Consider the following 11,709-nt stretch of genomic DNA (forward strand, 5'->3'; position numbering starts at 1 on the left):
AGCTCAGCGCCCGAACCACGGCTCGGGGCACGACGGCCCAGGGAGCCAGAAGACGCAGGGAGCCAAAAGCCCAGGGGCCCGAACTACAACTTCGGCTGGGCGCTGGCCGCCAGTGACCCGCACAGCGACGTCGCGCTGCCCGTCGCGTACGGGTCGGTGCCGGCCGGGCCGCCCGCCTTGGCCGTCTCGCCCGCGAGCAGCGGACGCAGATGGTTCGTCGCGTCCTCGGCGCAGGCCAGCGGCCCGGCCTGGACGTACGAGACGACGAGCTCGGTCTGGTGCATGCGCAGGTCGTCGCGGTCGAACCGGAAGTGCAGCTCGCGCCGCACGGTGAACAGCGAGGCCTTGGCCTGCTCGTCCGAGCCGGTGGGCCGCAGGGCGTAGACGAAGGTGTGGTCGGCGCTGACCTCAAGGGTGTCGGAGTCGGTCTCGGCGGCCGACAGCGTGCCCTGCACCCGGATCTTGCTGTCGGCCAGCTCCGCCTGGTTGGGATCGAAGCGGACCAGCCAGCCGGTGGGCGCGTGCCGCCCGTCCGCGGTGGGCCGCTCGAAGCTCTGGTCGAACTGGTCGAGCTGCTGCGGGTCGAGCCGTATCCGCACGGACCGGGTGGCGCCGCCGGTGAGGACGTCCGGGTCGAGCGAGGACTCGACGAGGTAGTCCTTCGCCGTGGTCAGCGCGGTGACGACCTGACTGTCGGAGAAGTGGGCGGTGCGTCGGGAGGCGGGCAGCGTGATGCCCTCGGCGCCGATGCGGAACTGGCCGGCCGGGCTGTGCGCGTACAGCGAATCGATGTCGGTGGAGCCGGGCACGGCGTTCTGCGGCGCGAGCGGTATCACGGTCATCCGCAGCGGCTCGGGGTGCTTCGCGGCGGGCGTCTGGTACGGATGGCGTACGCCCATGTAGATCGCGGTGCCGAAGGCCACGGCGATCAGCAGGACGAGGATCAGCGCCTGCCGGGACAGGCCCCGGCGCATCTGCGGACGGCGGCGGACGGCCGGGGCATGATCGCCGATCCGCTCCTGGGCGGAGAACTCCTGGAGGCGGGCAGCGCGGACGAACGACTCGTCGAAGACGACGGATCGGTATTCTTCCTCGCCACCACCAGGAGCACCCTCGGGGGTCCCCTCAGGTGGGTCTCCAGGTCCGCCCATACATTCAGAGTAGGTCGCAGGGACCTCAGGTAAACGCCCTGGTACACGACAAGTTCTGACAGGACCTCACGGAAGCCCTACGGCGTGCGCGGCACCGCCGAGACGGCTGGCTGGGAATAGTCGGCCGAGGCCGAGGGACCCACTCCACTTCCCTGTTCGAGGCCTGTGGAGGCGGGCGGCGGGACCTGGTCCCGGCTGCCCGAGGAAGCTCCCCGGTAGACCGCCGTGAAAGCGAGCGCGACCATGCCGATCCCCATCACGAGGGCGAGCATCCAGGCGACGGGCCGGTGCCAGCGGGCCTGCTTCCCGTACGTCCCCGGGTTGCCGTAGCCGCCGTGCAGGACGTCGCGGTCGTCGAGGTCGTCCAGATCCGGATCATGGCCGAATTCACCACGGCCGTCGGGACCGAATCCGTCGTCGAAGAGCTCGTCGTCGCCGCGTACCCCCCGGGGGTGTGTCCGGCGGGCTTCGGCCTCGGAGGCCTCGGCTCTCGCCTGGGCAGCGGCCAGGAGGCGCTCGACCGCGGTCGGTTCGTGAACCGTTGCCGCCCGTACAAAGGCCTCGTCGAAGACCACGGAGGCGAACTCTTCGTCCGCACCCCCGCGGTCGCGGTCGTCGTCGGGCTCCCAGCCGTCAGGGAACGGCGTGCCCCCCACGTCCTCCGGCACGGATCCAGAGTAGACCGGGGTGGTCAATTTGGGCAGACGGTATGGAAATTCATCCGCCTGGCGAGACGCTTTCCGTGGGAGACCCCCAAACACTCCGTGCGGGCTTTTCTCGGCGAGTTCCCCGAGCGCCCCTCCCCACGTCCCCGAGAGCCCCTCGACGGCCCTCTCAGCGGCGGATGTGCCCGTCCCCGGTGACGATGTACTTCGTGCTCGTCAGCTCCGGCAGCCCCATCGGCCCCCGCGCGTGGAGCTTCTGCGTGGAGATTCCGATCTCGGCGCCGAAGCCGAACTGGCCGCCGTCGGTGAAGCGCGTGGACGCGTTCACGGCGACCGTCGTGGAATCGACCAGCTGGGTGAACCGGCGGGCCGCCTGCTGCGAGGTGGTGACGATCGCCTCGGTGTGCCCGGAGCTCCAGAGTCGGATGTGCGCGACGGCCTTGTCGAGCGAGTCGACGACGGCGGCGGCGATGTCGTACGACAGGTACTCGGTGTCCCAGTCCTCGGTCGTGGCCTCGACGACGGTGGCCCTGGAGTCCTTGGCGTACGCGAGGACACGCTCGTCGGCGTGCACGGTGACCCCGGCGTCCGCGAGGGCGTCCAGGGCGCGCGGCAGGAACTCGGGCGCGACGTCCTGGTGGACGAGGAGCGTCTCGGCGGCGTTGCAGACGCTGGGCCGCTGCGCCTTGGAGTTGATCAGGATGTCGATCGCCATGTCGAGGTCGGCCTGCGCGTCGACGTAGACGTGGCAGTTGCCGGTGCCTGTCTCGATGACCGGGACGATGGACTCCTGGACGACCGTCTGGATCAGGGAGGCGCCGCCGCGCGGGATGAGCACGTCGACGAGACCGCGGGCGCGCATCAGCTCCCGTACGGACTCCCGGCTGTCGCCGGGCACGAGCTGGACGGCGTCGGCGGGCAGGCCCGAGCCGCCCACCGCGTCGCGCAGGACCCGCACGAGGGCGGTGTTGGACTCGTACGCGGAGGACGAGCCGCGCAGCAGGACCGCGTTGCCGGACTTCAGGCAGAGGGCTGCCGCGTCGACGGTCACGTTCGGGCGGGCCTCGTAGATGATCCCGACCACGCCGAGCGGGACGCGGACCTGGCGCAGGTCGATGCCGTTCGGCAGGGTCGAGCCGCGGACGACCTCGCCGACCGGGTCGGGCAGCGCCACCACGTCACGCACGTCCGAGGCGATCGCGCGGATCCGCTCGGGGGTGAGCGTCAGCCGGTCGATGACCGACTCGCTGGTGCCGGCCTCACGGGCGCGCGCGATGTCCTTGGCGTTGGCCTCGACGATCTCGCTCGTACGGACCTCCAGCGCGTCCGCGATCGCGAGCAACGCGTCGTCCTTCTCGGCCCGCGGGAGCGGGGCGAGGTCGGCGGCGGCGCCCTTGGCACGGTAGGCGGCCTGGGTGACCGGGGACATCGAGTCGTACGGCGAGAGCGTGGTCATATCCCGCAGGGTAGTGCGCCCGCGAGAGGTGTTCAGCCGTTGTCCCACACCGCGAGACAGGTCCTGAAATGCCCCTAGAAAGGGTGTACGCCCACAGGTGTCGCCGGCAGCGGACCGTATCCCTCGGCGATGCGCTGGTGGTAGGTCTCGCGGTCGATGACCTCCAGGCCGACGATCTCCCAGGGCGGCAGCTTCGCGGTCTGGCGGTGCTCGCCCCACAGGCGCAGCGCGACCGCGGCGGCGTCGTGCAGGTCGCGGGCCTCTTCCCAGTAGCGGATCTCCGCGTGGTCGTTGGCATAGCGGCTGGTCAGCAGAAAGGGGTGGTCGTGGGCGAGCTGTTCAAGACCGCGCCTGACCTCCTTCAGCGGGGCCTCGGCACCCGAGACGCTCAGCGTGACGTGCCAGAGCCTCGGCAGGTCCTGCGGCTCCTCGACCTCGTAGGTGTCGCCGGCCGCGACGCTGGTGAGGGCCCGCTCCTCGCCGGCCACCCGGGAGCCGACACCACCGCGGGACGCCGCCGCCCCAGGGCGCACTCGTCTCACGACGGCCTCCTTTACGCAATGGGTCCGCTCGGACTGAGGGGGTCTCCCTGAAACAAAGTTGAGCAGGTGGGAAGGCTCCGTGTGACGGTTTTACTGAACGTCCACCGGCGGGGGCCTTCCTTTCGGCCGTTTACGGGTGGAGCAGCACCAGATCGTCCCTGTGTACGACTTCGCGTTCGTACGCGGGACCCAGCTCGCGGGCCAGCTCGTGCGTGGAGCGGCCGATCAGCTGGGGGATCTCCTTGGCGTCGAAGTTCACCAGCCCCCGGGCGACCGCCCGCCCCGCGCTGTCGCGCAGTTCGACGGGATCGCCCGCGGTGAAGTCGCCCTCGACGGCCGCGATGCCGGCCGGCAGCAGGGACGTACGCCGCTCGACGACCGCGCGCACGGCCCCGTCGTCGAGGGTGAGGGCGCCCTGCGGGGTTGACGCGTGCTGGAGCCACAGCAGCCGGTCGGCGGAGCGGCGGCCCGTGGAGTGGAAGTACGTGCCGGTGTCCCGGCCCGCGAGGGCGTCGGCGGCGTGCACCGCGCTCGTCAGCACCACGGGGATCCCGGCCGCTGCCGCGATACGTGCCGCCTCGACCTTGGTGACCATGCCGCCGGTGCCGACGCCGGCCTTGCCCGCGCTGCCGATGTCGACGTGCGCGAGGTCGGCCGGGGTGCGCACTTCCGCTATCCGTGACGTACCGGGCTTGCCGGGGTCGCCGTCGTACACCCCGTCCACGTCGGAGAGGAGGACCAGCAGGTCGGCGCGGACGAGGTGGGCGACGAGGGCGGCGAGCCGGTCGTTGTCGCCGAAGCGGATCTCGTCCGTGGCGACGGTGTCGTTCTCGTTGACGACCGGCAGGGCGCCCATCGCGAGGAGCTTGTCGAGGGTGCGCGAGGCGTTGCGGTGGTGGGCGCGGCGGCTCATGTCGTCGGAGGTGAGCAGCACCTGGCCGACACGGACGCCGTAGCGGGCGCAGGAGGCGGTGTAGCGGGCGACCAGGAGGCCCTGGCCGACGCTGGCGGCGGCCTGCTGGCGGGCGAGGTCCCTGGGACGGCGACGCAGGCCGAGCGGGGCGAGGCCCGCGGCGATGGCACCGGACGAGACGAGGACGATCTCCTTCTCACCGCCGCTGCGGCCCTTGGCGAGGACGTCCACGAGGGCGTCCACCCGGTCGGCGTCGAGGCCTCCGGACGCGGTGGTCAGGGACGAGGAGCCCACCTTGACGACGATCCTGCGGGCCTCCGCCACACCCGGCCTGGCCGCCTGCGCCGCCGCCCGACTTGTCGCCTGTCCTGCCGCCTGCCTTGCCGCTGACACGCTGTACCCCAATGTTCCGACCAGCCCGGTCTGTGCAATCTACGTGACCGAGGGTGGCGGGCGCCGCCGCGTTTCGAGTGGCGGACGGCTGGGGGGCCGCGGGAGACCCGAGTGAGGAAGACGAGAGAACCAGCTCACAGGTTCCAGTCTTTTTAGCCCGAAATACGGTGAATGATCTCACGCAAGATTGCTAGCGGGCCCGCCGAAGTCATACGGTCAGGGATCGGCTTCCCGCTCGTACGAGGATCCGCGAGAAATCGCGGGGATTCGCGGGCATGACGAGGCCGACCCCCTTGCTTCCCCCCATCCGTCGCATCCCTCGCAGGAGCCCATTCCGTGCCCTCCGCCGGACTCGCCCCCCGCCGCATCGTGCAGCTTTCGGCGCTGCTCTCGATGTTCGCGCTCTTCACGGCGCAGATCGTCTCCGCTCTGCTGCCGAACGTCCCGGTGTTCATCGCCGCGAGCGCCGCCGGGCTCGCCCTCGACGTGTTCCTGCAGTACCGGGACCCCGGTCTGCTCTCGCTCCTGGGCAAGGTCCGCTTCGACGTCACGGTCCGGCAGTTGCTCCGCGACATGCTGATCCTGGTGGGGCTCCTGCGGATCGAGGGCATCAACCCGACGCGCGAGCAGGCTCCGCTGCTGGTCGCGCTGTGCGTGTTCTACGCCCTGCACTTCGCCTGCCAGGCCGCCGCGGTCGTGGTCCGCCGCACCCGTACGCTGCCGATCGTCACCCGCAACATCGACGCGTCCGCGCTGCGCCTGAGCGCCGCCCCGCCGCGCGTCCTGGCCCGCCGCCCGGGTCACCGCCTGCTCACCTTCTCGATCCCGACCACGGCCGGCCTGATGGTCACCGCGGCCACCACGGACGCGTACTGGGGCGCCATCGGCGTCGGCATCGCGCTCGTCCTGATCGGCGGCGGCACGGCCTACCTCGCCACCTGGCTGCTGCCGAAGAAGCGCGCCAAGAGCGAGCAGAAGGTCATGGAGTGGCTGGACAAGTGGCTGGCCGACTACCGGCCGACCGTCGCCATGTACTTCTCGGGCGGTACGACCTCCGCGTACCAGGCGAACATGTGGCTCTCCACGCTCTCCTCGGTCGACGCGAAGCCGCTGATCGTGCTGCGTGAGCGCTTCATGGTGCAGAAGATCGACGCCACGGACGTGCCGGTCATCTGCTTCCCCAAGGTCTCGACGATGTTCTCGCTGGAGAACTCGACACTGAAGATGATGCTGCACCCGGCCAACGCCGCGAAGACCTCGCAGGTCCTGCGCATCCCCACGGTCAAGCACGCCTTCATCAACCACGGCGAGTCCGACAAGCTGTCCTCCTGCAACCCGTACGCGAAGGCGTACGACGAGGTGTGGGTGGCCGGTCCCGCGGCACGCGAGCGGTACGCGCTGGCCGAGGTCGGCGTCGAGGACAAGGACATCGTGGAGGTCGGCCGCCCGCAGCTGGCGCCGATCCGCCCCTACTCCGGGGCGCCGACGGGCACGTACACGACCGTGCTGTACGCCCCCACGTGGGAGGGCTGGGACGGCAACCCCGGCAACACCTCGGTGGTGCTGGCCGGCGAGAACATCGTGAAGCGGCTGCTCGCCGACGAGGGCGTACGGCTCCTCTACAAGCCGCACCCGATGACCGGTTCCGTCGACCCGCGCGCGGGCGCCGCGAACCAGCGCATCATGGCGATGATCCGCGAGGCCAGTGCCCTGCGGTCGGGCGCCCGTCCGGACGCCGGTGCCGCCGCCGAACTGACACGCCGCACGGCCGAGTTGGACAAGCTCACGTCCACCGACTTCCGTGAGAGCGCGGACGAGATGGAGCGGATGCTGCTCCAGGGCGCGCCGCGGGGCGACCGTGAGGCGGCCATCGTCGAGGCCACGCTGGCCTGGGAGAAGGCCTACTGGGCGTCCTTCCCGGAGTGGGAGCACCAGATCATCACGGACGCGCGGCCGGCCATCTTCGCCTGCTTCAACCAGGCGGACCTGCTGATCAGCGATGTCTCGTCGGTCGTCTCCGACTGGCTGTCGAGCGAGAAGCCGTACGCCGTCGCCAACACCTCGGGGATGTCCGAGGCGGCGTTCCGGGCGGGCTTCCCGACCGTGTCCGCGGGCGTCATCCTGTCGCCCAAGGCGGGGGGTGTGCCCGCTCTGCTGGAGTCGGTCCGCCACCCGGAGAAGGACCACTTCACGGCGGCCCGTGCCGAGCTCAAGGAGCACCTGCTCGGCCCGTCCGACCCGCCGTCGCTGGCCCGCTTCAACGAGGCGATCGACGACCTCTGCACCCTGGCCGACGAGCGGCGCGTGCGTATGGAGTCCCGCCTCGCCGCGGAGATCCCCGCGCCGCGCTCCGCGAAGGAGGACGCGGCCGAGGAGGCCGCGCAGGACCCGAACGAGGCGGACGACTCCGTCAACGCGTAGCCGCTGCCGCGGGGAGCGAGCGTGGAAGAGGGCCCGGAGAATCTCCGGGCCCTCTTCTTTGGTGGGTGCGTTTTCTGGTGCGGGTGCCTTTTCTGGTGCGGGTGGGTCGGGGTTGCCCGCGCAGTTCCCCGCGCCCCTAAAGGTCCAGGTTGCTCGCGCAGTTCTCCGCACCCCTAATAGCGGGCCCGTCTCCTTCAGGGGCGCGGGGAACTGCGCGAACGGTCCCACCGGCCCGCAGTGCGCGTACAAACCCGTGGGGGTCCAGGGGGCGGCGCCCCCAAGGTCGGTCTAGAACGGGTCGAAGTCGTCGAACTCCTGGTCCGCCTCGTCGCGTTCCGCCTGCTTCTCGCGTCGTCGTGTGACGGCGGGCCGAGGCGCCTCGAAGCGATGGTCCTCACCACGGCGACCGAGCATCTCGGCACCGGCCATGACCGTCGGCTCCCAGTCGAAGACGACCGCGTTCTCCTCGGGGCCGATGGCGACCCCGTCACCGTGCCGGGCGCCCACCTTCATCAGTGAGTCCTCCACGCCGAGGCGGTTGAGCCGGTCGGCGAGGTAGCCGACGGCCTCGTCGTTGCTGAAGTCGGTCTGGCGGACCCAGCGCTCGGGCTTCTCGCCGCGTACGCGGAAGAGTCCGTCCTCCTCCTTGACCACGGTGAAGCCGGCGTCGTCGACCGCCTTCGGGCGGATGACGATACGGGTGGCCTCCTCCTCGGGCTTCGCCGCACGGGCCTCACCGACCAGGCCGGCCAGGGCGAAGGAGAGCTCCTTGAGGCCCGTGTGGGCCACCGCCGAGACCTCGAAGACCTGGTAGCCGCGCGCCTCCAGGTCCGGGCGGACCATCTCGGCCAGGTCCTTGCCGTCCGGTACGTCGATCTTGTTGAGGACGACGAGACGGGGCCGGTTGCCGAGGCCGCCGTACTGCTTCAGCTCCTCCTCGATGATGTCGAGGTCGGAGACCGGGTCACGGTCGGACTCCAGGGTCGCCGTGTCGAGGACGTGGACGAGCACCTCGCAGCGCTCCACATGGCGCAGGAACTCCAGGCCGAGGCCCTTGCCCTGGCTAGCCCCGGGGATCAGTCCGGGCACGTCCGCGATCGTGTAGACGGTCGAACCCGCCGTCACCACACCGAGGTTGGGGACGAGGGTCGTGAACGGGTAGTCCGCGATCTTCGGCTTGGCGGCCGACAGGACCGAGATCAGCGAGGACTTGCCCGCGCTCGGGTAGCCGACGAGCGCGACGTCCGCGACGGTCTTCAGCTCCAGGACGATGTCCTGGAGGTCACCGGGCACGCCGAGCAGCGCGAAACCGGGCGCCTTGCGGCGGGCCGAGGCCAGCGCCGCGTTGCCGAGACCGCCCCGGCCGCCCTGTGCGGCGACGTAGGTGGTGCCCTGGCCGACCAGGTCCGCGAGTACGTTCCCCGCCTTGTCCTGGATCACCGTGCCGTCCGGCACCGGCAGGACGAGGTCCTGGCCGTCCTTGCCGGAGCGGTTGTCACCCGCACCGGGCTTGCCGTTGGTGGCCTTGCGGTGCGGGGAGTGGTGGTAGTCGAGGAGCGTGGTCACGGACTGGTCGACGACCAGGATCACGTCACCGCCACGGCCGCCGTTGCCGCCGTCCGGGCCGCCGAGCGGCTTGAACTTCTCCCGGTGGACGGAGGCACAGCCGTGACCTCCGCTACCCGCGGCGACGTGCAGCTCGACGCGGTCCACGAAGGTGGTCATGGGATGTGCCTCCAGTTACGTACGGAAAATCTCTCATCGATGATCACCCGGCGGCCTTCGCCGCTCAGTGATCACTACTCAGTTAAAACACGCGAAAGGCGGACCCGCTTCCCGTACGGGAAGTGAGGTCCGCCTCGCGAAAGATCCGGTCAGGCGACCGGAACGATGTTCACGACCTTGCGGCCACGGTGCGTACCGAACTCCACCGCACCGGCGGCGAGGGCGAACAGCGTGTCGTCCTTGCCGCGGCCGACGCTCGCGCCGGGGTGGAAGTGGGTGCCGCGCTGGCGGACCAGGATCTCACCGGCGTTGACGACCTGACCGCCGAAGCGCTTCACGCCGAGCCGCTGAGCATTGGAGTCGCGACCGTTCCGGGTGGACGATGCGCCCTTCTTGTGTGCCATCTCTCCTCAGTCCCTTACTTCGCAGCCGCGGGGATCTCAGTGACCTTGATCGCCGTGTACTGCTGGCGGTGGCCCTGACGACGGCGGTAGCCGGTCTTGTTCTTGTAGCGAAGGATGTCGATCTTGACGCCCTTGTGGTGATCCACGATCTCGGCCTGGACCTTGATGCCGGCAAGGACCCAGGGGTCGCTGGTCACGGCGTCGCCGTCGACAACGAGCAGGGTCGAGAGCTCGACCGTGTCGCCAACCTTGGCAGTGGAAATCTTGTCAACCTCAACGATGTCGCCGACAGCAACCTTGTGCTGGCGACCACCGCTGCGCACGATGGCGTACACGCGGATCTCTCTCTCGCTCGAAATCGGAATCCCCGCAGTCCAGCCACCGAGGAAAGCAGGCGGCCTCTCCCGGGGGCGTGAGCCACCGGGAGGAAGAGGTTTACGGGAATGCGGTGCATCAGTGAACACACCGAGGGTCAAGGTTACGGGGCCCCGACCTGGGGGTCAAACCGGGTCGGGGGCCGCTCCTGACCAGTACGTACGCGGGACCTGCCCGGGACCTACGTGGTCGGCTTCTCACCGTCGTCGGGCAGCGGCTTCACGCCCTTGCACAGGTCCGTGGTGTCCGCGGTGCCCGGGTAGGCCGCCTTTGCCACCCGGTCGAAGTGGACCTTGTACATGTCGTGCACCGCGTCGTCGTCGACCTTCACGATCGACTCGTCGTTCTCGCGCAGCGCCGGGCCCGTGTAGTTGCCGGAGCCGGTGAAGCTGACGTTGTTCTTCACGCCGTCGTACATGCCCTCGATGAGGATGTACTTGGAGTGGATGATGTACGGCGTCGACAGCTTCTGGCCGGGGTTCAGCGGGTCCCGGTCGTCGTTGTAGCAGCGCACGGTCGGGCCGCCGGTGGTGTGCAGCTTCTCCCACGTGCCCGCGGTACCACCGCTGCTCTTGGCGCTGTCCGACTCCGCGTAGACGATGCTCACGGAGCAGCCCGCCTTCTTCAGCGAGACCAGCTTCTCCGCGATGGCCAGCCGCGTGATCTTGAAGATCGCCACCCGGACCTTGGTCGACTGCGTGACCCCCGCGGTGTCCTTGTACTTGCAGGTCACGTTGTTGAGGATCGAGTACACCGTGTCGGTGGCCCGCGTGTTGCCGGCCCGCGGGAAGAAGTACGCCTTGTAGAGGCCGTTGCTCACCGTGCGGTAGTTCCAGGACTCCCAGTCCTGCGCGACCATCGTGTCGAAGTAGTCCGCGTACGCGTCGTACATCGTCGGGTTGTTCGGCAGCAGCAGCGCGTCGTTGAAGAACTTGGTGTGCGCCGACGGCGTGGAGTTCGAGGTGGTCTCGACGACCACGTTCGTGGCGCCCTTGACCGCCGAGAACAGCCAGAACTTGTTGTGCATGATCGACTGCCCGAACTTCGGGTCGCCGAGGCACGACTTGTTCTCCGGGCAGGTCGCGACGTACGAATTCTGCGTACGGTCCGTGCCGAGGCCGGAAGCCAGCGTGCCGTACGCGGTGTTGGTGGGCCGGTCACTGATGCTGGACTCGTCGAGCAGCACCTGGACGTCGACGCCGCGGTTCTTCGCCGCCACGAGCGCGTTGACGACCGAGGCCTCCCACACGTGGTAGACGGCGACCTTGATGGTGGAGCCGGGCAGCGCGGCGTTCGTCAGCTCTATGAGCCTCGTACGGATCGCGGTCTGCTCGTCGGCCGTGCCCAGCGGGTCGTTGAAGATCGGCCCCTCGGTCCACGCCGGGTTGTCCACGGCCTGTGCGGTACCCGCCGACATGACGGCCTGCCCGCCCGCCGCGGACAGCACCGTGGCCAGCGCGACAGCCTGCCGCGCACCCTTGACCGGCTTTACGGCACGGTGTCGCCCAGTGCCCTTCAGGCGCACGCGCGCCATTCCAATCCCCTCCCCTGACACGTGCGAGCGTTCTCCCCAACGCGCACCCGTGTGTTCACGCCTATGACTGCATGAGTTTTACAGGTAGATGATCGCCTTCCAAGAGGCGGGGGGTAATTGTGATGACCGT

At 69.6% G+C, this 11,709-nt stretch carries 10 protein-coding genes; 1 reads left to right on the forward strand and 9 read right to left on the reverse strand.

All coding sequences use genetic code 11. From position 1 onward, the window contains the following. Positions 1–83: 83 nt before the first annotated feature. From AOK17_RS02455 to proB, 5 genes are all read right to left on the reverse strand, one after another. Positions 84–1,151 (reverse strand): SCO2583 family membrane protein, encoded by a 1,068-nt coding sequence (locus tag AOK17_RS02455; protein ID WP_055610580.1) that lies wholly within the window; start codon positions 1,149–1,151, stop codon positions 84–86. A 77-nt stretch (positions 1,152–1,228) separates the two neighbouring features. Next, positions 1,229–1,819 (reverse strand): SCO2584 family spore wall biosynthesis protein, encoded by a 591-nt coding sequence (locus tag AOK17_RS02460; RefSeq protein WP_055610581.1) that lies wholly within the window; start codon positions 1,817–1,819, stop codon positions 1,229–1,231. A gap of 166 nt (positions 1,820–1,985) precedes the next feature. Continuing rightward, entirely contained in the window at positions 1,986–3,272 is a 1,287-nt protein-coding gene (locus AOK17_RS02465) for a glutamate-5-semialdehyde dehydrogenase (RefSeq protein WP_055610582.1), read from the reverse strand. Positions 3,273–3,346: 74 nt separating this feature from the next. Continuing rightward, the gene (locus AOK17_RS02470) at positions 3,347–3,805 is read right to left on the reverse strand and encodes a hypothetical protein (protein ID WP_055610583.1); all 459 of its coding nucleotides are present in this window, start codon (positions 3,803–3,805) and stop codon (positions 3,347–3,349) included. A 139-nt stretch (positions 3,806–3,944) separates the two neighbouring features. Beyond that, entirely contained in the window at positions 3,945–5,051 is a 1,107-nt protein-coding gene (gene proB / locus AOK17_RS02475; protein WP_055610584.1) for a glutamate 5-kinase, read from the reverse strand. Positions 5,052–5,456: 405 nt separating this feature from the next. Between proB and AOK17_RS02480 the strand changes: the two genes are divergently transcribed. Further along, positions 5,457–7,541: a hypothetical protein gene (locus tag AOK17_RS02480; RefSeq protein ID WP_055610585.1), complete on the forward strand. Its 2,085-nt coding sequence runs from the start codon at positions 5,457–5,459 to the stop codon at positions 7,539–7,541. A gap of 288 nt (positions 7,542–7,829) precedes the next feature. Here the strand turns inward: AOK17_RS02480 and obgE are convergent, their stop codons facing one another. From obgE to AOK17_RS02500, 4 genes are all read right to left on the reverse strand, one after another. Next, complete coding sequence (gene obgE / locus AOK17_RS02485) at positions 7,830–9,266, reverse strand: GTPase ObgE (RefSeq protein WP_055610586.1); 1,437 nt, start codon at positions 9,264–9,266, stop codon at positions 7,830–7,832. 149 nt (positions 9,267–9,415) lie between these two features. Next, the gene (rpmA, locus tag AOK17_RS02490) at positions 9,416–9,670 is read right to left on the reverse strand and encodes a 50S ribosomal protein L27 (protein WP_006374707.1); all 255 of its coding nucleotides are present in this window, start codon (positions 9,668–9,670) and stop codon (positions 9,416–9,418) included. Between the two features lie 14 nt (positions 9,671–9,684). Next, positions 9,685–10,005, reverse strand: a complete 321-nt coding sequence (rplU, locus tag AOK17_RS02495; RefSeq protein ID WP_006374708.1) for a 50S ribosomal protein L21 — start codon at positions 10,003–10,005, stop codon at positions 9,685–9,687. 221 nt (positions 10,006–10,226) lie between these two features. Further along, the gene (locus AOK17_RS02500; protein ID WP_055610587.1) at positions 10,227–11,579 is read right to left on the reverse strand and encodes a phospholipase D-like domain-containing protein; all 1,353 of its coding nucleotides are present in this window, start codon (positions 11,577–11,579) and stop codon (positions 10,227–10,229) included. Between the last annotated feature and the right edge of the window lie 130 nt (positions 11,580–11,709).

This window comes from Streptomyces phaeochromogenes, from assembly GCF_001418655.1.
GTDB classification, from domain to species: Bacteria; Actinomycetota; Actinomycetes; order Streptomycetales; family Streptomycetaceae; genus Streptomyces; species Streptomyces phaeochromogenes.

What these genes read in the sequence shown, in the direction of transcription:
- AOK17_RS02500 (WP_055610587.1), bottom strand. Translation starts at nt 11,579, where the DNA reads ATGGCGCGCGTGCGCCTGAAGGGCACTGGGCGACACCGTGCCGTAAAG.
- obgE (WP_055610586.1), bottom strand. Translation starts at nt 9,266, where the DNA reads ATGACCACCTTCGTGGACCGCGTCGAGCTGCACGTCGCCGCGGGTAGC.
- AOK17_RS02465 (WP_055610582.1), bottom strand. Translation starts at nt 3,272, where the DNA reads ATGACCACGCTCTCGCCGTACGACTCGATGTCCCCGGTCACCCAGGCC.
- rpmA (WP_006374707.1), bottom strand. Translation starts at nt 9,670, where the DNA reads ATGGCACACAAGAAGGGCGCATCGTCCACCCGGAACGGTCGCGACTCC.
- AOK17_RS02455 (WP_055610580.1), bottom strand. Translation starts at nt 1,151, where the DNA reads ATGGGCGGACCTGGAGACCCACCTGAGGGGACCCCCGAGGGTGCTCCT.